The organism is Duganella sp. SG902, assembly GCF_013376005.1.
In the GTDB taxonomy this organism is placed as follows: domain Bacteria; phylum Pseudomonadota; class Gammaproteobacteria; order Burkholderiales; family Burkholderiaceae_D; genus Rugamonas.
The window spans coordinates 259,141-281,247 of the sequence record NZ_JABMJK010000009.1; the positions used below are offsets into that span (position 1 = coordinate 259,141).

The 22,107-nt window shown below is 61.9% G+C and carries 21 protein-coding genes; 3 read left to right on the plus strand and 18 right to left on the minus strand.

The genetic code is table 11. The features are described 5' to 3' along the window. Positions 1–70: 70 nt before the first annotated feature. The 14 genes from FHW83_RS20050 to FHW83_RS20115 form a co-directional block, all read right to left on the minus strand. Positions 71–1,666, minus strand: coding sequence for an SEL1-like repeat protein (locus tag FHW83_RS20050; RefSeq protein WP_176648108.1), 1,596 nt, complete (start codon positions 1,664–1,666; stop codon positions 71–73). A gap of 9 nt (positions 1,667–1,675) precedes the next feature. Next, positions 1,676–3,940, minus strand: coding sequence for an EAL domain-containing protein (locus tag FHW83_RS20055; protein WP_176648148.1), 2,265 nt, complete (start codon positions 3,938–3,940; stop codon positions 1,676–1,678). A gap of 7 nt (positions 3,941–3,947) precedes the next feature. Then, positions 3,948–6,038 carry an HDOD domain-containing protein gene (locus FHW83_RS20060; RefSeq protein WP_176648109.1) on the minus strand — a complete coding sequence of 697 codons (2,091 nt, stop codon included), beginning with the start codon at positions 6,036–6,038 and terminating at the stop codon, positions 3,948–3,950. Positions 6,039–6,304: 266 nt separating this feature from the next. Beyond that, positions 6,305–7,588 carry a multidrug effflux MFS transporter gene (locus FHW83_RS20065; RefSeq protein WP_176648110.1) on the minus strand — a complete coding sequence of 428 codons (1,284 nt, stop codon included), beginning with the start codon at positions 7,586–7,588 and terminating at the stop codon, positions 6,305–6,307. Between the two features lie 113 nt (positions 7,589–7,701). Next, positions 7,702–8,901, minus strand: coding sequence for a class I SAM-dependent RNA methyltransferase (locus FHW83_RS20070; RefSeq protein ID WP_373997239.1), 1,200 nt, complete (start codon positions 8,899–8,901; stop codon positions 7,702–7,704). Positions 8,902–8,937: 36 nt separating this feature from the next. Next, on the minus strand, positions 8,938–9,354 hold the full coding sequence (locus FHW83_RS20075; protein ID WP_176648111.1) for a CopD family protein: 417 nt from the start codon (positions 9,352–9,354) through the stop codon (positions 8,938–8,940). Then, a complete protein-coding gene (locus tag FHW83_RS20080) occupies positions 9,341–9,970 on the minus strand; it encodes a hypothetical protein (RefSeq protein ID WP_176648112.1) in 630 nt (209 codons plus the stop codon). Before FHW83_RS20080 ends, FHW83_RS20075 begins: the two co-directional genes overlap by 14 nt. Before the next feature lie 7 nt (positions 9,971–9,977). Continuing rightward, positions 9,978–11,381 (minus strand): AAA family ATPase, encoded by a 1,404-nt coding sequence (locus tag FHW83_RS20085; RefSeq protein WP_176648113.1) that lies wholly within the window; start codon positions 11,379–11,381, stop codon positions 9,978–9,980. Between the two features lie 21 nt (positions 11,382–11,402). Next, on the minus strand, positions 11,403–12,710 hold the full coding sequence (locus tag FHW83_RS20090; RefSeq protein WP_255490472.1) for a glutamate-5-semialdehyde dehydrogenase: 1,308 nt from the start codon (positions 12,708–12,710) through the stop codon (positions 11,403–11,405). Between the two features lie 65 nt (positions 12,711–12,775). Next, entirely contained in the window at positions 12,776–13,792 is a 1,017-nt protein-coding gene (holA, locus tag FHW83_RS20095; protein ID WP_176648115.1) for a DNA polymerase III subunit delta, read from the minus strand. 9 nt (positions 13,793–13,801) lie between these two features. Beyond that, positions 13,802–14,407, minus strand: a complete 606-nt coding sequence (lptE, locus tag FHW83_RS20100) for an LPS assembly lipoprotein LptE (protein WP_176648116.1) — start codon at positions 14,405–14,407, stop codon at positions 13,802–13,804. 9 nt (positions 14,408–14,416) lie between these two features. Next, entirely contained in the window at positions 14,417–17,038 is a 2,622-nt protein-coding gene (gene leuS / locus FHW83_RS20105; RefSeq protein ID WP_176648117.1) for a leucine--tRNA ligase, read from the minus strand. 47 nt (positions 17,039–17,085) lie between these two features. Further along, positions 17,086–17,463: a hypothetical protein gene (locus tag FHW83_RS20110; protein WP_176648118.1), complete on the minus strand. Its 378-nt coding sequence runs from the start codon at positions 17,461–17,463 to the stop codon at positions 17,086–17,088. Continuing rightward, positions 17,460–17,729, minus strand: coding sequence for a PAAR domain-containing protein (locus tag FHW83_RS20115; protein WP_176648119.1), 270 nt, complete (start codon positions 17,727–17,729; stop codon positions 17,460–17,462). Before FHW83_RS20115 ends, FHW83_RS20110 begins: the two co-directional genes overlap by 4 nt. A 53-nt stretch (positions 17,730–17,782) precedes the next feature. On the opposite strand from FHW83_RS20115, the gene FHW83_RS20120 reads away from it, so the two are divergent. From FHW83_RS20120 to map, 3 genes are read left to right on the plus strand one after another with little or no spacing between them, the layout of a single operon-like run. Then, positions 17,783–18,613, plus strand: coding sequence for an AraC family transcriptional regulator (locus FHW83_RS20120; RefSeq protein ID WP_229224271.1), 831 nt, complete (start codon positions 17,783–17,785; stop codon positions 18,611–18,613). Between the two features lie 38 nt (positions 18,614–18,651). Continuing rightward, the gene (locus FHW83_RS20125; protein ID WP_176648120.1) at positions 18,652–19,017 is read left to right on the plus strand and encodes a VOC family protein; all 366 of its coding nucleotides are present in this window, start codon (positions 18,652–18,654) and stop codon (positions 19,015–19,017) included. Between the two features lie 44 nt (positions 19,018–19,061). Beyond that, on the plus strand, positions 19,062–19,883 hold the full coding sequence (gene map, locus FHW83_RS20130) for a type I methionyl aminopeptidase (RefSeq protein WP_176648121.1): 822 nt from the start codon (positions 19,062–19,064) through the stop codon (positions 19,881–19,883). Here map and FHW83_RS20135 read toward each other — a convergent pair. Genes FHW83_RS20135 through dapB form a run of 4 tightly spaced genes read right to left on the minus strand, consistent with a single transcriptional unit; the run spans position 19,870 to position 22,094 of the window. Beyond that, positions 19,870–20,196: a barstar family protein gene (locus FHW83_RS20135; protein WP_176648122.1), complete on the minus strand. Its 327-nt coding sequence runs from the start codon at positions 20,194–20,196 to the stop codon at positions 19,870–19,872. The genes map and FHW83_RS20135 overlap by 14 nt on opposite strands. Further along, positions 20,196–20,621: a biopolymer transporter ExbD gene (locus FHW83_RS20140; RefSeq protein WP_176648123.1), complete on the minus strand. Its 426-nt coding sequence runs from the start codon at positions 20,619–20,621 to the stop codon at positions 20,196–20,198. The genes FHW83_RS20135 and FHW83_RS20140 overlap by 1 nt, the downstream gene beginning before the upstream one ends. A 4-nt stretch (positions 20,622–20,625) precedes the next feature. Then, positions 20,626–21,291 carry a MotA/TolQ/ExbB proton channel family protein gene (locus tag FHW83_RS20145; protein ID WP_176648124.1) on the minus strand — a complete coding sequence of 222 codons (666 nt, stop codon included), beginning with the start codon at positions 21,289–21,291 and terminating at the stop codon, positions 20,626–20,628. Next, positions 21,288–22,094: a 4-hydroxy-tetrahydrodipicolinate reductase gene (gene dapB, locus FHW83_RS20150; RefSeq protein ID WP_176648125.1), complete on the minus strand. Its 807-nt coding sequence runs from the start codon at positions 22,092–22,094 to the stop codon at positions 21,288–21,290. The genes FHW83_RS20145 and dapB overlap by 4 nt, the downstream gene beginning before the upstream one ends. Positions 22,095–22,107: the final 13 nt, after the last annotated feature.

Genomic DNA, 22,107 nt, shown 5'->3' on the forward strand with positions numbered 1-22,107 from the left:
GGCCGTCGTCCCGGGCGCGAAATTGCGCTCGTCGTCTAAATAACGGCCATTCCAACGAGAAACTTGAACTTTAGCCGGGCAGCGCTTCCATGCGCTCGCGCGCCTGCGCCAGCTGTTGCGGATCCATGCGGCTGGCCGCGTTGGGCAGATAACGGGTGGCGGCGCCGTAGCCGGCGCGCTGCGCCATGGTCAGCCACATCCACGCCTGGGCGGCGTCGGCGCGCACGCCCTGCCCGGCCAGATACATCAGGCCGAGATTGAATTGCGCCCGGATGTGGCCTTGCGAGGCGGCCTGCAGATACCAGTGATGCGCCTGGGCGTAATCCTGCGGCACGCCGAGGCCATTGTCATAGCGCAGGCCAAGCGCGAACTGCGCCTGCGTGTGGCCCTGCTCCGCCGCCTTGGCATACCAGTGGTGCGCCTGGCTGCAATCGGGCTGCGGGCCCTCGTCGTTGTCGTACAGGAGACCGAGGCTGTACTGGGCCGCGACATAATCCTGCTCGGCCGCGCGGCGATACCAGCCCATGGCCTTGCGATAATCCTGCGGCACGCCGCGCCCTGTCTCGTAGCGCAGGCCCAGGTCGAACTGCGCGCGCAAGTGGCCCTGGTCGGCCGCCTTGCGATACCAGAAAATCGCTTCCTGATGATCCATCACCACGCCGTGGCCGGCGTCGTACAACAGGCCCAGATGGTACTGCGCGCCCGGGAAGCCCTGCTCCGCCGCCTTGCGATACCAGAACTGCGCCTGCTCGTAATCCTGCTCCACGCCCTGGCCATGGTGGTAGCGCAGGCCGAGATTGTTCTGCGCCGCCGCGTGCCCCTGCTCTGCCGCCTTGCGGTACCAGTCCAACGCCTTCTGCTCGTCGCGCGGCACGCCCTGGCCGTTATCGTAGATCAGGCCCAGGTTGAACTGCGAGCTGGCGTGATCCTGCTCCGCCGCGCGGCGGTACCACAGGATGGCCTTCTGCGAATCCTGCGCGATGCCGTCGCCCTTGTCGAAGCGCAGCGCGAGGTTGAACTGCGCCGGCGCGTAGCCCTGGTCGGCGGCCTTGCGATACCACGACATGGCCTGGCCCACATCCTGCGGCACACCCTGGCCATTGTCATAGCGCAGGCCGAGATTGAACTGCGCGCGCGCATACCCCTGCTCGGCCGCCTTGCGATACCAGAAGATGGCCTGCTTGAAGTCCTGCGGCACGCCTTTGCCGGTGTCGTACATCATGCCGAGATTATTCTGCGCGCCGGCGTCGCCCTGTTCGGCCGCCTTGCTGAACCAGTGCATGGCTTGCTGCGTGTCGTTCGGCACGCCCTGGCCCTTGGCATACAGCCAGCCAAGGTTGTACTGCGCGGCCGCGTAGCCCTGCTCCGCCGCGAGGCGATACCAGGCGGCCGCCTCCTCGAAATTCTGCTCGACGCCCTGGCCCTTCTGATACATCACGCCCAGGTTGTACTGCGCGTGTTCGAGTCCCGCCTGCGCGGCCTGGCGATACCAGACCACGGCCAGCTCATAACTCTGCGCCACGCCCTGTCCGTTGAAATACATGAAGCCAAGGCTATGCTGAGCATTGGCCACGCCGCGTTCCGCCAGTCCCTTGACGCGCAGGAATTCAGCTGTGTACGTACTGCCGTTGTTCGCGTCGGCTTCGTTGGGACTGTATTTCGTCATGCTTTCTTATCAGGCTTGAATCGCAATCATCGCCGGTTGTTCTTCAACGGTGCCGGGCACCGGGTGCAGCACAGCGACCGAGGGCGATGACCGGCGGCTCTGCTCGTGCAATACATCGATAAAGCTGGTCAGCGAGATCGGGCGATGGTACAGATAGCCCTGCATCGTGCTGCAGCCATTGGCTTCCAGATAGCGCGCCTGCACTTCGGTCTCCACGCCTTCCGCCACCAGGTGCAGGCCCAGGCCCCGCGCGATGGAGATGATCGCCAGGATCACCGGATAGTGACCATTCTCGTCGTGGATCTCCTTGACGAACGACTGGTCGATCTTGATGGTGTGGATCGGGAAGCGGTGGAGATAGGCCAACGACGAATAGCCGGTGCCGAAATCGTCGATCGCCACCGACACGCCCAGCTGGCACAACTTGTTCAGCTGTTCGATCGCATACTGCGGATTGCGGATGCAGATGTTTTCGGTGATCTCGACTTCGATCTGCGCCGGCGAAATGCCGTAGCGCGTCAGCGCGCCGCGCATCTTCTCGAAGAAGTCGCCGCGGTCCAGATATTGCGGCGACAGGTTGAGCGACAGGCGCAGCGCCTCGCCGCCGTTGGCGTTCCATTGCAGCAGGTCGCGGCACAGCGCGCCCAGCATCCAGTCGGAGATCGGCAGCATCAGACCATTCTCTTCGGCGAACGGCAGGAACTCGCCGGCCGACAGCAGGCCGCGCTGCGGATGGTTCCAGCGCATCAGCCCTTCGGCGCCGATGATGCGGCCGGTGGCCACGTCGACCTGCGGCTGATAGTACATTTCCAGCTCGTTGTGCTCCAGCGCCTTGCGCAGCGCCTGCTCCAGCGCGATCTTCTGGTGCGACACATCCAGCATCGAGTTGTGATAGAAGCTGTGGCCATTCTTGCCCAGCGCCTTCACCTGGTACATGGCGATGTCCGCGTGGCGCAGCAGTTCGTCGATGGTCTCGCCGTCGCCCGGATAGATAGCGATACCAATCGACGCGGAGATGTGCACCTGATGGCCATCGAGGTCGAACGGCCGTTGCAGACTTTCGAGGAACTTGTCCGCGATGGCCTTGGCGTCCTGACGGTCGCGCAGCTCCGGCAACACGATGGTGAATTCATCGCCACCCTGGCGCGCCAGCGTGTCGCCGCGGCGCAGGCAATCCTTGAGGCGCTGCGCCGCCTGCTGCAGCAGCTCGTCGCCCTTGACGTGGCCCAGCGTGTCGTTCACCAGCTTGAAGCGATCCAGGTCGACGAACATCACCGCCAATTCGGTCAGCTTGCGCTTGGCCTGAATCACCGCCAGGCCAAGGCGGTCCTTGAACAGCATGCGGTTCGGCAGGTCGGTCAGGATGTCGTGGTAGGCCTGGTACGAGATCACTTCCTCGGCGCGCTTGCGGTCGGTGATGTCGCGCGCCACGCCGTAGGTGCCGAAGAACTCGCGCGTCTTCACTTCGTGATCCGGAATGTGCATGCCGATCGCGTTCAGCGAAATCGTCATCAGCGTGTTGTTGAAGGTGCGCTCGATGCCGCCGCCGGCGCCGGTGCCGGGATTGCACTTCAAGCGCAGCTCGACGTTGCGCGAGGCGCGTTCATCGACGCGGCGCTCGTTGAAGGCGTAGCGCGCGCGCTCCTGGTCCTCGTCGTGCACCAGCACCGAGTAGTGCCGGCCGATCAGCTCTTCGCGCGTAAAGCCCAGCAACTGCTGCACGCGGTCGTTGACGAAGGTGAACTTGCCCTCGTGGTTCAGGGTGTAGATGATGTCCGGCGACGAGTCCACCAGATAGCGGTACATCTTTTCCGAGTTTTCCAGCTTGGAGGCGATGCGCTCGTTGTCGATGGCGAGGCGGCGCTTCTGCAGCGCGTTCTCCACCGTCTTGAGCAGCTCCTCGCGGCTGTAAGGCTTGCGCAGGTAGTCGTAGGCGCCGCGTTTCAGTGCGCCGATCGCCGCCTCGATGCCGACGTCGCCGCTCATCACGATCACGTCGCCGTCGATCTCGCGGGCGTTGATGTAGTCCATGATCTCGTGGCCGCTCATGTCAGGCAGGCGCAGGTCGAGCAGGATCAGGTCGAATTTCAGCTTGGTCAGCTGGGCCAGCGCCTCGCTGCCGCAGGTGGCGGTCACCAGATGGTAATCGCGGTCGCGCAGCAGCTCGTACAGCGACGACAGCAAACGCGGTTCGTCGTCAACCAGCAGCAGGCGCGGGCGATTATCGTTGGACAGAGGTTCGACGGGGGCTAGGTCGAAAGAGTTCAGGTTCATCATGGCCTTAGACGGAATCCATCACCCGCGTTTGTACGCTGGCGACTTGGCTGGTACTGCCCTTGGCGGGCAGCAGGATTTCAAAGGTAGTACCCGTTTTGCCGGATCGGCAGGTAATCAGGCCTTGCATTTTCTTGACCAGGCTATGGACGATGGACAGTCCCAGCCCGTGGTGGGCACCTTCCTTGCTGCTGCGTACAGGGGAGAACAGGTTGGCCAGCACCTCGGCCGACAGACCCGGACCGGTGTCGCTGATCACCAGTTCCAGATACAGCTTGCGCTCGCGGTTGACATGACCGCGATTCGAAATTTCGATCTTGCCGCCGTCGCCCAGTGCTTCGACGGCGTTCTTGATCAGGTTGACCAGGATTTGCTTGAGCAGGTCGGCGTCGCCGTCGATCTCGGCCGGCTCCTCCGGCATGCGCACCACGATCTGCACCGAGGCCGGCACGAACTCGGTGGCGCGGAACAGGCGCAGCACGTCGTCCACCACCTTGGCCACGTCGGTGGTGCGCGCGGTTTCCGTCGGCTGCAGATCGGCCAGGCCGTTGATCAGTTGCCCGACACGGTCGATCTCTTCGTTCAGGATGGACATCTCGCCCACCACCGGTTCACGCTTGGCCAGCTTGCCGTCCAGGACCGACAAGTAGTTCTTGATGATCGACAGCGGGTTGTTCACCTCATGCACCACGCGGCGCGAGGCTTCGCGGTATTCCTCCGCCACGTGGGCGATCTGGCGCTTGGCGTGGCCGCGTTCACTGATCGCGGTTTCCAGCGAGGTGGCGGCCTGGGTGCCGAACGACTGCAGGAAGCGCTCGCGCTTTTGCAGGTGCGGCATCTGCCATGCGGGCACGCCGCCGATCAACACCCCCAGGCAGCGCTGATTGGCCACCAGCGGCAGGCACACCATGCTCTCGCTGCCGAGGATGCGGAACAGCTGCTCTTCCGCCACGTTGTGCACCTGGCCTTCACGTACGACGTAGGCCAGCTTGCGCTCCAGCGCCGACTGCGCCACCGCGCCGCCCTTGTTCAAGGGGATGACGAATTCGGCCAGCCGTTGCTGGTTATCGCCGGTGGCCATGCCATGCAGCGCGTGACCGGTTGGATTCTCCAGCAGCAGCACGGCGTTTTCGAAATCGAACAGGATGCGCGCCGAGCGCGTGATGGCCTCCAGCAAGCCGGTCTCGCCATGTTGACGGGCGAAGGTCTGGCCCATCTCGGACACCAGCATGATGTTGCGCACTTCCTCGGACAGCCGCTGCTGCACCGGATCGAGCGCCGGCGGCGCGTAGGCCGTGGGCGCCACGATGTCGTCGGCGCCGGTCAGGTCGATGCCCAGGTAGTCGGCGGACTTGGCCACCTGGCGGGCGGCGTTCTTGATGATCAGTTCCAGCTTCTCGCCATCGAGGCTGCACAGGCGCGCCGATTCGGCGATCGCCTGCTCCTGGTCGTCGTGGCAGCACAGCAGGTGCGCCAGGCGCACCATGCGGATCAGCGGATGCGCCGCCTCCAGGCGGGCGATAGGCTCGTGGTGATACAGCACGCTGTCGGCCAGGAAGGAGTCCAGGTTCCAGCGCTCTATCAGCCAGGCGCCGGCTTCCGAGTGGGTGATTTGCAGCGTACGCTGTTCGACCGCGCACAGGTCCTCGTCGTCGCGCGCGGTGAAGTTGAAGGCGTATTCCTTGGGCGCGGTGGCCAGCAAGGCCAGGCGGCCGACGTTGTGCAGCAGGCCGGCCAGATAGGCTTCCTCGACGTGCGGGTACTCCATCTGCTTGGCGATGTCGCGCGCGATGACGGCGGTGGTCAGCGAGCCTTTCCAGAACCCGCGCAAGTCGGTGCTGCCCGAGTGGGGGAAGCTGTTAAAGGTCTGGAATACCGATTCGCTGATGACCAGCGTCTTGATCATGTCGGTGCCGAGCGACACCAGCGATTGTTCGAGGCCCACCGTGCGCTGGTTGCGGTGATAGGCGGAGCTGTTTGCCACGGTCAGGATCTTGCTGGTCATCGCCGCGTCCTTGGCGATGAGGGCGGCGAGTTCCGGCATGCCGGCGTCGTCGGCCTGCAAGTGCTCAATCAACTTGATGAGTATCTGCGGCATGGCCGGCAGACGGGCAATCAGCAGTCGATTGCGTATATCATGGTCAGATTGTTGATGCATCGTATCAAACATTGCCGCCAGTAGACATCGAACAAGGGGCGGAACTTAACGGCCAAATTCCGCAAACGTAGGCTCCATGCGCTTTTCCGGCGTTTTTTGGGCCGGAAAAAATTGCCTTAAAAAATTATATTATCACAAAGACTGATAATAACTTAACAGCAAGTAAAATTTCTTCCTAAACTAAGTCTTTTTCCTGCCGTTAACGATTATCGGACTTGATAGCGCGATAATATGCTCCGGTAATAGCGCGACGTCAACCACAAAACGAGAGCAGAGGCACTAAACACCGTCTGTCCCGCGGCTAGCCAGAGGGCGGAGTGTGATAGCACGGGGGCGATCACCCCGGCCACGATGGCGCCCAGCAGCGTCACCGCGAACGATTGGCAGGACGCCACCGTGCCCCGGATGTGCGGGAACAGGTCCAGCGCCAGCAGCGTGGCCCCCGGCGCCACCACCGACATCCCGAAGGTATAGAACAGCATCGGCAGCACGGTCCACGGCAGCGCCGGCGGCAGGAAGGCGTGGTAGATCAGGTTCAGCACGGAGGCCGACAGCAGGAAGCAGAAGCCGATGCCGATCTGTCGCGAAAATGTCATCTTCCCGGCCATGCGGTTGGCCGCCAGCGCGCCGAGGAACACCCCGCTCACCGAGGGAATGAACAGCCAGCCGAATTGCGAGGCGCCCAGGTGCAGCTGCTGCGGCAGGAACTCGGGCGCCGCCGAGATGTAGATAAACAGGCCGGCGAAGTTCAGCGCCACCACCCCGGTCTTGAAGTGGAACAGCGGCGAACGCAGGATCTCGCCATAGTTACGCACTAAAAAGCGCGGGTTGAAGGGATGGCGTTTTTCCGGCGGCAGGGTCTCCGGCAGGCGGCGGTAGCAGAAAATGAACAACAACACGCTGTAACCCAGCAGAGACAGGAAGATCGCGCGCCAGTCGAATAACGTGACGATCCAGCCGCCGAGGATGGGTGCGACGGCGGGGGCGATGGAGAAGATCATGGTCACCAGCGACAACAGGCGCGCGGCGGCGGCGTCCTCGTACAGGTCGCGGATGATGGCGCGCCCCACCACCACGCCGGCGCCGGCCGACACGCCCTGCATGATTCGGAACACCCACAGGTAGTGCACCGTGTGCGCCGAGGCGCAGCCCAGCGTGCCGATGGCGAACATGGCCAGCGACACCAGGATGACGTTGCGGCGGCCGAAGGCGTCGGACAGCGCACCGTGCCACAGCACCATGCCGGCGAAGGCCAGCATGTAGAAGGTCAGGCTTTGCTGGACTTCCAACGGCGTGGCGCGCAGTGTGGCCTGGATGTTGGGGAAGGCGGGGAGATAGGCGTCGATTGAGAACGGGCCTAGCATGGACAGCCCGGCCAGCATGGTGGCCAGCGCGGCGGCGGTCAGCGGTTTGCGGTGCGGTGGCTCGGGCGGCGGGACGTCCTCGATGGTGTCCTGGTCGGGGAGGTCGGCTGGCGGTGTCGGGAGCATAAGGGGTCTCCTGTCAGGTGTGACCGCGCGTCATTCCCGCGAAGGCGGGAATCCATAGGCAGCGGGCAGGCATACGGCGCATAGGTTCCCGCCTGCGCGGGAACGACGTGGACTTACTCTTTAGGTTTGGCGGCTTCGCGGCGGTTGAAGCCCGCCACCATGTCGAAGCGGAACAGACGGCACTCCAGCGCCCCGTTGAAGAACGGCGTCTTGCGCGATTCCTTCAACCGCAGCAGCTTGGGCACGCCCAGATCGGCCGTGAACAGATACACCGTCCAGCCGGCGAAGCGCTGCTTCAAGGTGCTGCTGAAATCCGCATAGAAGCTGTTGGCCAGTTCATCCTGCTCCAGCGAGCTGTCGCCGCGCACGCCGATACGTTCGCCATAGGGAGGATTGGTCAGCAGAATGCCCGGCTGCGCAGTCGGCGCCTGCACCTGCTGCGCCTCGATCTGCTTCAGCGGCACGTCGAACAGAATGCCGGCGCTGCGCAGATTGTGACGCGCCATCGCCACCATGTCGCCCGAAATATCCGAACCGAAAATGGTTGGCTCGGCCGGCAGCGGATTTGGTTTGATGGCGGCCTTCATCTCCTGCCAAGGCTGCGGATCGAAGTCATGAAACTTCTCGAACGCGAAACGGCGGCGCGCGCCCGGCGGCACGCCCTGCACCATCTGCGCGGCTTCGCACAGGATGGTGCCGGAGCCGCACATCGGGTCGAACAGCGGCATGCCCGGCTTCCAGCCAGCCACACGCAGCAGGCCGGCGGCCAGGTTCTCGCGCAGCGGCGCGTCGCCGGTCTCGGTGCGCCAGCCGCGCTTGAACAGCGCCTCGCCCGAGGTGTCCAGGTAGACGATGAACTGGTGCGCGTCAACGAAGCCGAAGATGCGCATGTCCGGTTCCTTGGTATCGACCGAAGGGCGCTTCTTGTACTGGTCGAGGAAGCGGTCACAGATCGCATCCTTGATTTTCAGCGTGGTGAACTCCAGGCTTTTCAGCGGCGACTTCACCGCCGTCAGATCGACGCGGATGGTGTGGTCGTAGCCGAACCATTCTTCCCATGGCTGCGCCAGGGTCAGGTCATAGATATCGTTCTCGTTCTTGTAGCCGCCGGCGGCCATGCGCATCAGCACGCGCGAGGCGATGCGCGAGTGCAGGTTGATGCGATACGAATCCTCAAGATCACCGGAAGCGTGCACGCCGCCGGGGACTTCGTTGTGCACCTTCATGGTGGTGCTTTGTTGCGCGATCTCGCGCAGTTCTTCGGCCAACGCCGCTTCCATGCCGCGCGGGCATGGGCAAAAGAAGGATGCCATAGGTGTACCTTTTGTCCGTTAAAAAATACCGTTCTCTCAGAACGGCTTCACTACCACCAACAACACGATGGCCAGCATCGCAAACACCGGCAACTCGTTAAACACGCGGAACCACTTGTGGCTACGCTTGTTCTCACCGCGCTCGAAGCGCTTGAGGATGCCGCCGCACATATGGTGATAACCGATCACCAGCACCACCAGCGTCAGCTTGGCGTGCAACCAGCCCGGCATGTGCACGCCGTACTGCATATACACCAGGATCGCGCCGAACAGCACCGCGAACACCGACAGCCACATCGAAAAGCGATACAGCTTGCGCGCCATCAGCAGCAGGCGCGCGGTGGTGTTCTTGTCGGTCTCCATCGCCAGGTTGACGAAGATGCGCGGCAGGTAGAACACGCCGGCCATCCAGGCAATCACGAAGAAGATGTGCAGTGCTTTAATCCATAACATTTTCTATTACCTTGCTTATGTTTCGAACAAGAGAATCTTCAAATAAATCAAACGACTTAAGTCCTCGTAGAGCAGCAAAGCTAGTCGTTCGCCGAGCAACCAATGCTCTTTCCTTTTCCGGGCTAAACTTCTTTAACGCTCGGCCACTCTTTTCTGTAGCAACACAAAGTGCATTTAAAAGAAGAGCCTTAGGATCAAGTTGTGTCTCCCACAATCGCTTATGGGGCAATTTAAGGTCGACTCGACCATTCTGATTTCCTGCCGCAGACCTAATCGCCATCTCGTCTGATAACAGCCATGCTTCAGTCATTCGCACCGGAATAATCGGAGTACAAATAGCATCTAGCTTATCTAAGGCCGTATTTATTTCTTCCAATCTTTTTTCTACCCCTTGTCCTTCCTCGTCCCGATGCACGAGAAGGATATCGCATGGAAAAAACTTAATTGCAGCCGGGATTCTATTTTCCAGACTCATGCCTATCTTACCCAATTCTTTAGCGAAGGTAGATTGAAAACGAATATGTGGAAAATTCTCAGAAATAAGCCAGTCGATTATCGGAATAAGGACCTCATCTGAGGTACCATCCGCCAAAAGAGTGCATCGAAGTATCTTCATAGAATGATTACTTCGCAACCAATTCCATTTGATGCTTATATACCTGCATCAAATTCAATCTTCCCGCAACGGTATCAGCAGGATCATCTTTTCCTAGAAAATCCAAAAGCGCCGCAAAAGTTACTGTTTCATTTTCCGAAATAGCATCAACACCAGCTTTAGTTCGCCACGTCCCAATTATCGGATAAAAATTCGACAAAGAAGCACCATCACGCTTATACGCCTGAGAAACAATAATGTTATCTGTTTGTAGTCTCTGAATAACCAAAGGAGAATGTGTATTTATAATTATCTGACGAAGCGGGTTATCTTCACTTACTGCATATTCGGTATCAACAGCCATCTCGCTCAGCAGCTCTACAATTGCAGGTATCCGAGCAGGGTGGATTCCGTTTTCTGGTTCCTCCAAACAGATTACACCGCCAGACTCCGCGTCAGCTCCAATAATAGACAAAGCTAAGAATCGGAGGGTTCCATCAGACAATGCCCTTGCTTCATGCTTAATCCCACTAATAGTTTCGAGATAAAGCGTTTTCAATTGGCGCCGTTCATCAATGTCAACTGATATTTTCCCAACATCGGGTAACAGGTTCGAGAGCTGGTTCGCCACTTCCTCATATTTTCCTAAACGATCTAATGTTGCCGGCAAATGCTCCCCCGTCGGAGACACCTTACTGGCAGCTAGGAAGTCATCAGGACGGCGCAAAGAGCTAGACTCTAGTTGCAAATTTATCCACGACTGCATCTCTCTTCTTGCTGCAAGTGCTGTTGGTCGATCTATTGTATTGATATTACTTAAGATAGTTCGTTCAGCCTTAGAAATAGGAATACTGATCGGCTGTCCACTTGTTTGATCTTGGCGAATTTTCGCCACATTAGGCTCTTTAGGATCAATATAAATGAAGTTAACTTTACTTCCACCCCTATAAATGGACTCAAAGAATTCTTTAGACATTGGGAATCCGAGGCGCCGCTTAGCATCGCCTTTTTGGATAAAATCCAACGATTCATGAACCAACTCGATTCCTTCAGGCGTCGAAGCTGTTGCAGGAATGTAACGCAACCCCAATTGGTACTCTAGGTATGTGACCTTGGGCTTTGCCTCGCGCCCAAAATCATCAACAACGATGCCATTCACGAGGAAATCAACTTCAAACTCCATCAGTTGAAATTGATCTTTTGCCGTCTTCGTAAACAGTGAGGATATACTCGCCCTCTGCCGGCTGCTATTGCGGATTCTTGTTGCTGCATCAATTATTGATGTATCAGCAAGATCTTTCAAGAAAAGGATGGCATCAAAAAGGTTAGATTTGCCGACCCCATTTATACCAGCTACACAAGTAAATGGGCCAAAGTGAACCTCTATATCCTCTAAGCTCTTGAAACCCTTGACCTTCAGTCTAGTCAGCATAGCCCTCTCTCCTGCCCGATATCAACAACGAACTTCCCCATGTCCCAAAACGATATATTTTAGCGATGTTAAACCTTCAAGCCCCACCGGGCCGCGCGCGTGCAGCTTGTCGTTGGAGATGCCGATTTCGGCGCCCAGGCCGTACTCAAAGCCGTCCGCGAAACGGGTCGAGGCGTTGACCATGACAGAGGCCGAATCCACTTCGCGCAGGAAGCGCATCGCCGCCGAGTGGTCCTCGGTGACGATGGACTCGGTGTGCTTGGACGAGTAGGTGTTGATGTGGTCCATCGCCTCGTCCATGTCGGCCACGATTTTCACCGCCAGGATGGCCGCCAGGTATTCGGTCGACCAGTCTTCCTCGGTGGCGTCCACCAGATGCGGGTAGCCGGCCAGGATCGCCTTCGCTTCGGCGTCGGCGCGCAGCTCGACCTGTTTGGTCGCGTATAGCTTGGCCAGTTCCGGCAGCACCGCCGGGGCGATCGAACGCGCCACCAGCAGCGTCTCCATGGTGTTGCAGGTGCCGTAGCGGTGGCACTTGGCGTTGAACGCGATGTCCAGCGCCTTCTTCATGTCGGCCTTGCTATCGATGTAGACGTGGCAGATGCCATCCAGGTGCTTAATCATCGGCACCGTGGCTTCCTCCATCAGGCGCGCGATCAGGCCCTTGCCGCCGCGCGGCACGATCACGTCCACGTACTGCGGCATGGTGATCAGGGCGCCGACGGCGGCGCGGTCGGTGGTTTCCACCACTTGCACGCCGTCGGCCGGCAGGCCGGCGCCTTCCAGTCCTTCCTTCACCAGCTTGGCCAGCGCGCGGTTGCAGTGGATGGCTTCCGAGCCACCGCGCAGAATGGTGGCGTTGCCGCTCTTGATGCACAGGCCCGCCGCGTCCACCGTCACGTTCGGGCGCGATTCGTAGATGATGCCGATGACGCCCAGCGGCACGCGCATCTGGCCGACCTGGATGCCGGTCGGGCGGAATTTCAGGCCGGAGATTTCTCCGATCGGGTCGGGCAGCGCGACGATCTGGCGCAGGCCTTCCACCATGGTGGCGATGGCCTTGTCCGACAGCGCCAGGCGGTCCAGCATGGCCGGTTCCAGGCCGTTGGCGGCGGCGGCGTCCATGTCGAGTTTATTGGCGGCGCGCAGGGCGTCGGCGTCGCGCTCGATCGCGTCCGCGATCAGCGACAGCGCGCGGTTGCGCTGCGCGCTGTTGGCGCGGGCCATGGCGCGCGAAGCCTTGCGCGCCTGCTGGCCCAGTTGTTCCATGTAGTGTTTGGTATCCATCGTTATCCTAGCAGCGTCATTCCGGCGCAAGCCGGAATCCATAGAACGCATGCGCTGTGTTAATGCATGCCTTCCATGGGTACCGGCTTTCGCCGGTACGACGGGTTTCAGCCGCGGGCGACCTTGAGCGCCAATTGCAGCATCGCGTCCCAAGCGTCGCCGGCATGCGCCTTAGTGCGCAGTCCCTTGATCATTTTATCCACCTGCGCGGCATCCTTCATCGCCGCCTCCAACGTCGGCAGCGAAATGCGGCGCAGCGCCGGATCCATCATGCGTTCCTTCGGCCCCCAGATGCGATGCTCCTTCAGCAGCGCCCCCAGCGGCCGGCCTTGCGCCATGCCCGCCTTCAGCTTGAGCAGCGTGCGGATCTCGTCCGACACCGCCCACAGCACCAGCGGCAAGGCCTCGCCCTCGCCTTTCAGGCCATCCAGCATGCGGATCAAGCGCGCCGGATCGCCGGCCAGCATCGCCTCACTAAGCTTGAACACATCATAGCGCGCCACATTCAGCACCGCCTCGTGCACCTGCTCGTAAGTCAGCTTGCCCGGCTCGTGCAGCAAAGCCAGTTTCTGAATCTCCTGATGGGCCGCAAGCAGATTGCCTTCCACGCGATCCGCGATGAAATCAATACTCTGCCGGTCCGCGCTCTGCCCTTGTTGGGCAAGGCGCTGGCCTATCCAATTGGGCAAATGCGCCCGTTCCACCTGCGGGATGTCGATATACACCGCCGCCTGCTGCAGCGCGGTCACCCACGCCGCCTTCTGCGTCTGCCAATCCAGCTTCGGCAGCGTGATCAAAGTCAGGTTGTCCGGACTCAGATCCTTCACATAATTCTGCAGTGCCGCGCCGCCATCCTTGCCCGGCTTGCCGGTCGGGATGCGCAGCTCGATCAGCTTCTTGTCACCAAACAGCGACAGCGCCTGATTGGCCGCCAGCAGCTCGCCCCACTTGAAGCTGCGCTCCACGGTCAGCACGTCGCGCTCGGAATAGCCCTGCGCGCGCGCCGCCTTGCGGATCTTGTCCGCGGCTTCCAGCGCCAGCAAATGCTCGTCGCTGGTGATCACGTACAGCTGCGACAGCGATTTGCTCAAATGGCCGTCCAGCGCCTCCAACCGTAATTGCATGCGGCGCCTTTACTGAATCGGCACGGCCGGCGGAATCGTCGACGGCTGCGCCGATGGCTGCTTGTCGGCCGGCAGCGGCGTCGGCGCCAGCGACACGCCCGGCGTTTTCACGGCGGCGATGCGGCGCATCATCTGCTGTACCAGGTCGGTCTGCATGTCCTTGTACAGCAGGGCTTCTTCCTGCTCTTTTGCCAGCAGCTGGGTTTCGTTAAAGTCGATCGGGCGCGTCAGCGTGATCGTGGTTGGTCCCAGCAGCTCCGTGCCCTGCTTGTCCAGCACGCGGAACACGATGTTGTAGGTCAGCAGATACTGACGCACGCGGCCATTGCTGTTCAGCGACAGAATGGTTTTGGTCTTGGTCTTCTCGGGATTCGACAGCACGTCGACCACGCCGTCGGCGTCCTTGGCGGCGCTGACCACCGTGGTGCCGCCGTTGGCGCGGATGTTGCGCTTCAAATCGATCGCCAAAGGCGACGACTCCGGCAGTCCCACGTAAATCGTCGGGAACGGCAGCGTGTAATGGCCGCTGTCGCCGCGCAGGTGGAAGCCGCAGCCCGACAGCGTCAGCGCCGCCGCCAGCACCGCCGCGCTCAAGAACTTCGAAGTCGTTGCCATATCTCTGCCTTACACGACGATGTTGACCAGTTTGCCCGGTACGACGATGACCTTCTTCGGCGCGCCTTCGATGAATTTCTGCACCGCCTCGTTGGCCAGCGCGGCTGCCTCGATGGCCGCCTTGTCGGCGCCCTTGGCCACCACCACGCTGCCGCGCAGCTTGCCGTTCACCTGAATCATCATCTCGATTTCCGACTGTTCCAGCGCGGCCGGATCAACCTGCGGCCATTGCGCGTCCAGGATGTCGCCGGCGTAGCCCAGCTCCTTCCACAGCACGTGGGTGATGTGCGGCGCCACAGGGTTCAGCAGGCGCAGGAAGATCGCATAGCCTTCCGACAGCACGGCCGCTTCCACGTCCTTGGCCGATTCCAGCGTGTTCAGCATCTTCATGCAGGCCGACACCACGGTGTTGTACTGGATGCGCTTGACGTCGTAGTCGGCCTGCTGCAGCACCTTGTGCACTTCGCGGCGCAGGGTCTTGCCGGCGTCGGTGGTGGCGGCGGCGGCCAGCGGCGAGCCGGCGGCGGCGATGGCTTCACGCTGCGCATAGCCGAAGTTCCACACGCGCTTCAAGAAGCGGTTGGCGCCTTCCACGCCACTGCCCGACCATTCCAGCGTCTGTTCCGGCGGCGAGGCGAACATGGTGAACAGGCGCGCGGTGTCGGCGCCGTATTGTTCGATCTGCGCTTGCGGGTCGATGCCGTTGTTCTTCGACTTCGACATCTTCTCGGTGCCGCCGATCTGCACCGGCTGGCCGTCGTCCTTCAGCACCGCGCCTTGTGGGCGGCCCTTGTCATCCAGGGTCAGGTCAACGTCGGCCGGGTTGAACCAGGTCTTCTTGCCGGCGGCGTCTTCGCGGTAGTAGGTTTCGTTCAGCACCATGCCTTGGGTCAGCAGGTTGACGAAGGGCTCGTCGAACTTGACCAGGCCCAGATCGCGCATCACCTTGGTCCAGAAGCGCGCGTACAGCAGGTGCAGCACAGCGTGTTCGATACCGCCGATGTACTGGTCCATCGGCATCCAGTAATCGTTGCGGCTGTCGACCATGGCTTCGTTCGAGCCCGGCGAGGTATAGCGCATGTAGTACCACGACGAATCGACGAAGGTATCCATGGTGTCGGTTTCGCGACGGGCCGGTTTGCCGCACTGTGGGCAATCGCACTTCAGGAAGGCTTCGTACTTGTTCAGTGGGTTGCCGCTGCCATCAGGGACGCAGTCTTCCGGCAGCACCACCGGCAGGTCTTTTTCCGGCACCGGTACCGAGCCGCAATCGGCACAGTTGATCATCGGGATCGGCGTGCCCCAGTAGCGCTGGCGCGAGATGCCCCAGTCGCGCAGGCGGAAGGTGATTTTCTTCTCACCCAGGCCCTTGGCGGCCATGTCGGCGGCCACCGCGTCCACCGCTTCGGCGTAACGCAGGCCGTCGTACTTGCCGGAGTTGGTGACGATGGAGACTTCCTTGTCGCCATACCATTCCTGCCACGCGTCGGTGGAGAATTCCTGGCCTTCGGCCTTGATGACCTGCTTGATCGGCAGGTTGTATTTCTTGGCGAACGCGAAATCGCGCTCGTCGTGCGCCGGCACGCCCATCACGGCGCCGTCGCCGTAGGTCATCAGCACGTAGTTGCCGACCCAGACTTCCACCTTGTCGCCGGTGATCGGATGGGTGACGAACAGGCCGGTCGGCATGCCCTTCTTCTCCATCGTGGCCATGTCGGCTTCGATCACGGAGCCCAGTTTGCACTCGGCGTTGAAGGCGGCCAGCTCCGGGTTGGTCTGCGCGGCCAGCACGGCCAGCGGGTGTTCGGCGGCGACGGCGCAGAAGGTCACGCCCATCACGGTGTCCGGACGGGTGGTGAAGACGTACATCTTGCCGTCGTTGATCAAGTTGCCGTCGGCGTCCTTGATGTCGTGGGTGAAGGCGAAGCGCACGCCGGTCGACTTGCCGATCCAGTTGGACTGCATGATGCGCACGCGCTCAGGCCAGCCCGGCAGCTTGTTGTCGACGTGTTCCAGCAGTTCCTCGGCGTAGTCGGTGATGCGCGCGTAGTACATCGGGATCTCGCGCTTCTCGATCACCGCGCCCGAGCGCCAACCCTTGCCGTCGATCACCTGCTCGTTGGCCAGCACGGTCTGGTCGATCGGGTCCCAGTTCACGGTGCCGGTCTTCTTGTAGATGATGCCTTTTTCCAGCATCTTCAGGAACATCCACTGGTTCCACTTGTAGTACTCCGGCTTGCACGCGGTCATTTCGCGCGACCAGTCGATGGCCAGGCCCATCAGCTCCATCTGCGAGCGCATGTGGGCGATGTTGGAATAGGTCCACTGCGCCGGCGGCACGTTGTTGGCCATCGCCGCGTTTTCCGCCGGCATGCCGAACGCATCCCAGCCCATCGGCATGAGGATGTTGTAGCCGTTCATGCGCAGGTAGCGGTACATCACGTCGTTGATCGTATAGTTGCGGACGTGGCCCATGTGCAGCTTGCCCGATGGGTAAGGCAGCATCGAGCAGGCGTAGTACTTACCTTTAGGGAAGCGCGGGTCGTTTTCGACGGCTTTGTAGGCGTCGATGGCCTTCCAGTGGGATTGAGCGGCTTTTTCTACGTCGGCGGGACTATATTTATCTTGCATGATGATGTACGGCCAAAAGTTGAATATGAACCGGACATTATACCGTTTCATTCCCCCGCTGAGCGCGTAAGCCCCGATGACGACCATTCCGGACGCTTTTCCAGCGGCACCACGGCCTGGTCGAAGCTGTCCAACTGCTTGAGGGTCGCGCTGTCATAGAGGATTTCGCGGCCGGCAAAGTGGCTGCCACCGCAGTCGATGGCGATCTGGCTGCCATCCTTCCAGAACCAGAATTCACGGATGAACGGACCGCACTTGAGCGAGCGTGTCTCGCCATTGCGGTACAGGCGGATCTCGTCGTCCTTGACCTGCCAGGCAGCGCTTTTGCCGTCGGGTGACCGCAGAGCGCCAGACGGGACCGGTCCGGCATGGGCGAACAGGCACAGGGCAAGAAGACCCGCGCCCAATGCTGCCCGTCGTTTCATCCGCCGGCCGTATCGGTCTGCTGGCTGGCGATCAGGACCGCGCCGCAAGAGGTTTTCATGCCTTCGACGGCGACGTTTTTGCCCATCGCGATGAAGCTGGTCTCGCCTTCGACGATGGTGTGCGTGCCCCGGCACTTGGGGCAGCTGACCTTGTGGCCAACGCCCGCGATCGGCTTGCCCATGCAGATGCTGTCCTGGAAGCCTTCCAGTACGGTGCCGTTGTGCGAGGTTTTGTCGCCTAGCCGGATGATCGCCTTTTCGCCCACGATTACGTCCCAAATAAATATAAAATAAGCATGATTGCTAGCTTACCTCAACCTTGAGACGGACTCTGCACGATTCAATGCACTACCGCGAATACCCTCCCCATCCCGAGCTCGCCGCCCATGTGGCGTGCGTGTGGGCGGCGCGCGCGCCGGGCGGGGCGCATACACACCGGGTGCTGCCCGACAATTGCGTGGATATCCTGTGGCAGGATGGCGGCCAACAGGGGTTTGCGGTGGGCATGATGTCGTCGGCCATCCTGGTCGCCAGCGCGCGGCCGGTGCGGACGCTGGCGGTGCGTTTCAAGCCCGGCATGGCGCGACTGTTCCTGACGACGCCGCTGCACGCGCTGACCGACCAGCGGGCCGATATCGACCAACTGTGGGGCCGCGGCGACGCCGACCGCCTGGCCGACGCGCTGTGGGCCAGCGAAGCACCCGAGCGGGCGCGACTGGCCCTTATCGAGCGCGAATTGCTGCGGCGGCTGAAGGCTGCCAATGGCGGCGGGCGTGGCTACGCTGCGGCGCTGGGCGGTAGCGCATCCGGGGACCGGCTCGGCGTCCCACTCGTGCAGCGGGCCTTGGCGGCGCTGGAGAGCAGCGGCGGTGAGGTGCGCGTGGAGGCGCTGGCGGCGCGGCTGGGCGTCTCGCGCCAGCATCTGGCGGCGCAGTTCCGCGAGCAGGTCGGGCTGTCGCCCAAGCTATACGCGCGCATTTGCCGCTTTCGCCGCGCCACGGCGGCGCTCAGGGCTACCACGGCGCCGGACTGGGCCCGGCTTGCGCTGGAGTGCGGCTACTTCGACCAATCCCACCTGATCCACGACTTCCAGGAACTGGCCGGCAGCACGCCCGAGCGATTCCATTTTTCCAATCAAAGCGCGGCCTGATGTGCCAAGATGGTGTTTTCACCAACTGGAGACACAACATGATCAAGGGACTGCGCACGGTGGCCTATCCGGTGGCCGACCTCGCCGCCGCCAAGGACTGGTACAGCAAGGTATTCGATACCGCGCCCTACTTCGACCAGCCGTTCTACGTCGGCTTCAGCATCGGCGGCTTCGAGCTGGGCCTGATCCCGGACGGCAAACCCGGCACCAGCGGCAGCATGGTCTACTGGGGCGTGGACGATATCGAGGCGGAAGTCGCCCGCATCACCGCGCTGGGCGCCACCATCCACGGCGCCATCCAGGACGTTGGCGAAGGCATCCGTACCGTCGAACTGGCCGACCCGTTCGGCAACCTGCTGTGCCTCATCCTGAATCCGCACTTTGATTTAAAGGCGGTGCGCTAGCGATTGTGGGACAATACCGCCTCAGCAAATAACGAGGTAGTCACATGTCCCGCCGTAACGCCAATCTCATCAAAACGCCCGAGCAAATGGTTCAGGCCCGCGTCGCCGCCCAGCTGGCGGCCGACGTGCTGACCATGATCGCACCCCACGTCAAGCCGGGCGTGACCACGGCCTACCTCGACAAGCTGTGCAACGACTACATCGTCAACGTGCAGCAGGCGATTCCGGCCAACGTCGGCTACGGCGGCTTCCCGGCCACGGTATGCAGCTCGGTCAACCACGTGGTGTGCCACGGCATTCCGTCGGAAACCCAGGTGCTGAAAAACGGCGACATCATCAACATCGACGTGGCCGTCATCAAGGATGGCTGGCACGGCGACACCAGCCGCATGTACTACGTGGGCGAGCCCAGCAAGCAAACCCGCAAGCTGGTGGAGACCACCTACGCCGCCATGTGGGCCGGCATCCGCGCGGTGAAGCCGAAAGCCACGCTGGGCGACGTCGGCTTCGCCATCCAGACCGTGGCCGAGAAGGCCGGCTACAGCGTGGTGCTCGATTACTGCGGCCACGGCATCGGCCAGGTCTACCACGAGGATCCGCAGGTGACGCACTACGGCCGTCCGGGCCAGGGCATGGTGCTCAAGCCAGGCATGCTGTTCACCATCGAGCCGATGATCAACGCCGGCAAGGCCGCCACCAGGGAATTGAGCGACGGTTGGACCGTCGAGACGCGCGACAAGTCGCTGTCGGCGCAGTGGGAACACATGGTGCACGTCACCGAGACCGGCTTCGAGGTGCTGACGCTGGCGCCCGGCGAGACCGGCGCCAAGGCCAATATTCCGAACGCCGTGCCTAGCGCAGCGTGAGCTTGAGGGCCGGCTTCTCGCCGTAATCTTCGTAGCGCTCGTTCAGGCCGGCCACGCAGTAGGTGATTTCTTCGAGAATGTCGGGCACGGCGGCCTTCATCGCCGGCGCGTCCTTGATGACGATCTCCAGCACCTCGTTCGGCTTGAGCTTGAACTTGCTCATGCTGTCGTCGTCGCGCAGATAGCTCAGGCAATCGACCCAGGCATCCATGGTGTTGCCGTAGCCGTCGGGAAAACCCATCGCCGCCTTGCACTCGGCGTGGAAGCTGTCGAAATCCTTGATGGCGGCGCCATTCAGTTCCGCGGTTGCCATTACTTCTTCTCCTTGGGGTCCGTCACGAACCCCAACTTCGTTAATCCATTGCTTTGCGCGGCGGCCATCACCTGCGCCACCACTTCGTAGCGGGTGTCCTTGTCGGCACGCAGCTGCAGTTCCGGTTGCGGCGCCAGTTTGGCCGCCTCGATCAGGCGCGACTCCAGCCCATCCTTTTCCACCGGATCGTTATTCCAGAACACCTGCCCTTTGGCGTCGATCGACAGCGTGACCGTGGCCGCCGGCGCCGTTTGCGCGGCCGGCGCCTGCGCCTTCGGCAATTCCAGCTGCACCGAGCCGGTGAACATCGGCGCGGCCAGAATGAAAATCACCAGCAGCACCAGCATCACGTCCACCATCGGCGTGACATTGATGTCCGCCATCGAGCCGGGATTGCGGTGGTGATTGAATGCGCCGAAGGCCATGATCTTACTTGGTCAGGTAAGCGTGCAGGTCGTGTGCGAAGGCGTCCAGCTCCGCCAGGGTCAGGCGGTTGACGCGGTTGAAACCATTGTAGGCCAGCACTGCCGGAATCGCCACCGTCAGGCCGATGGCGGTCATCACCAGCGCCTCGCCCACCGGGCCGGCCACTTTGTCGATCTGCACCGTGCCGTGCGAGGAGACATTGGCCAGCGCATGGTAAATGCCCCACACCGTGCCCAGCAGGCCGACGAACGGCGCGGTGGCGCCGATCGAGGCCAGCAGCGTCAGGCCGGCTTCCAGGCGGTTGGTGGAACGTTGGATCGCCGCGCGCAGCACGCGCGTGGCCTGCGCCGAGCGATCCATCTCGCCGCCCAGCGAAAGACGGGGCGAAGCGGCCAGCTGCGCGGCGCCTTGCTGCGCCAGCGGCAGGAAAATCTTTTCGGGATCGGCCAGCGCCAGCGCGGCCACGCCATCCTGCATGCTGGGCGCGTCCCAGAACGCGTGCACAGCCGGCGCGCCGCGGCGGATGCGCCAGGCGGCATACGCCTTGGCCAGGATGAAGAACCAGCTCACCAGCGACATCGCCAGCAGCACAAACGCCACCGCGTGGCTGATGGCGTCACCCTGCTCCCAGAAGCGGCTCAGGGTGAATTGGCTGGCGGCGGGATTCATTTGTCCTTCAGGCCCAGCACGTCGTACATGTCGAACAGGCCGGTCGGCTTGTCGGCCAGGTAGCGGCAGGCGCGGATGGCGCCATGCGCGTAGGTGACGCGGCTGCTGGACTTGTGGCTGATCTCGATGCGCTCGCCGATGCCGGCAAACAGCACGGTGTGGTCGCCGACGATGTCGCCGCCGCGGATGGTGGCGAAGCCGATCGACGATGGATCGCGCTCGCCGGTCACGCCTTCACGCGCGAACACGCCGTGTTCCTTCAGGTCGCGGCCCAGCGCGTCGGCGATCACCTCACCCATTTTCAGCGCGGTGCCGGACGGGGCGTCGACCTTGAAGCGGTGGTGGGCTTCGATGATTTCGATGTCGTAGCCGGTCGACAGCGCCTTGGCGGCCTGCTCCAGCAGCTTCATGGTGACGTTGACGCCGACCGAGAAGTTGGGCGAGAACACGATCGCGGTTTTCTTGGCCACCTCGGCGATGGCGGCCTTGCCGGCGTCGTCGAAACCGGTGGTGCCGATCACCAGCTTGATGCCGTGCTCGGCGCAGTATTTCAGGTGCTCGAGGGTCGCTTCCGGACGGGTGAAGTCGATCAGGTACTGCGCGCCGGCCAGGCCCTTGCCGAAGTCCGACTCCACCGGCACGCCGGCCGGCTTGCCGAGGAAGGCGGCGGCGTCGGCCTGCTCCGAGCCGGCGCGGTCCAGCGCGCCGGACAGGCGGGCGTCGTCGGCGTTTTGCACGGCTTCGATCAGGATGCGGCCCATGCGGCCGCCGGCGCCGGCGATGGCGATGTTCATTTGCGTCATGCTGCGTATCCTT

Coding starts and splice junctions, on each gene's coding strand:
- FHW83_RS20050 (WP_176648108.1), bottom strand. CDS start 1,666: ATGACGAAATACAGTCCCAACGAAGCCGACGCGAACAACGGCAGTACG.
- FHW83_RS20055 (WP_176648148.1), bottom strand. CDS start 3,940: ATGAACCTGAACTCTTTCGACCTAGCCCCCGTCGAACCTCTGTCCAAC.
- FHW83_RS20060 (WP_176648109.1), bottom strand. CDS start 6,038: ATGCCGCAGATACTCATCAAGTTGATTGAGCACTTGCAGGCCGACGAC.
- FHW83_RS20065 (WP_176648110.1), bottom strand. CDS start 7,588: ATGCTCCCGACACCGCCAGCCGACCTCCCCGACCAGGACACCATCGAG.
- FHW83_RS20070 (WP_373997239.1), bottom strand. CDS start 8,901: ATGGCATCCTTCTTTTGCCCATGCCCGCGCGGCATGGAAGCGGCGTTG.
- FHW83_RS20075 (WP_176648111.1), bottom strand. CDS start 9,354: ATGTTATGGATTAAAGCACTGCACATCTTCTTCGTGATTGCCTGGATG.
- FHW83_RS20080 (WP_176648112.1), bottom strand. CDS start 9,970: ATGAAGATACTTCGATGCACTCTTTTGGCGGATGGTACCTCAGATGAG.
- FHW83_RS20085 (WP_176648113.1), bottom strand. CDS start 11,381: ATGCTGACTAGACTGAAGGTCAAGGGTTTCAAGAGCTTAGAGGATATA.
- FHW83_RS20090 (WP_255490472.1), bottom strand. CDS start 12,710: ATGGATTCCGGCTTGCGCCGGAATGACGCTGCTAGGATAACGATGGAT.
- holA (WP_176648115.1), bottom strand. CDS start 13,792: ATGCAATTACGGTTGGAGGCGCTGGACGGCCATTTGAGCAAATCGCTG.
- lptE (WP_176648116.1), bottom strand. CDS start 14,407: ATGGCAACGACTTCGAAGTTCTTGAGCGCGGCGGTGCTGGCGGCGGCG.
- leuS (WP_176648117.1), bottom strand. CDS start 17,038: ATGCAAGATAAATATAGTCCCGCCGACGTAGAAAAAGCCGCTCAATCC.
- FHW83_RS20110 (WP_176648118.1), bottom strand. CDS start 17,463: ATGAAACGACGGGCAGCATTGGGCGCGGGTCTTCTTGCCCTGTGCCTG.
- FHW83_RS20125 (WP_176648120.1), top strand. CDS start 18,652: ATGATCAAGGGACTGCGCACGGTGGCCTATCCGGTGGCCGACCTCGCC.
- map (WP_176648121.1), top strand. CDS start 19,062: ATGTCCCGCCGTAACGCCAATCTCATCAAAACGCCCGAGCAAATGGTT.
- FHW83_RS20135 (WP_176648122.1), bottom strand. CDS start 20,196: ATGGCAACCGCGGAACTGAATGGCGCCGCCATCAAGGATTTCGACAGC.
- FHW83_RS20140 (WP_176648123.1), bottom strand. CDS start 20,621: ATGGCCTTCGGCGCATTCAATCACCACCGCAATCCCGGCTCGATGGCG.
- FHW83_RS20145 (WP_176648124.1), bottom strand. CDS start 21,291: ATGAATCCCGCCGCCAGCCAATTCACCCTGAGCCGCTTCTGGGAGCAG.
- dapB (WP_176648125.1), bottom strand. CDS start 22,094: ATGACGCAAATGAACATCGCCATCGCCGGCGCCGGCGGCCGCATGGGC.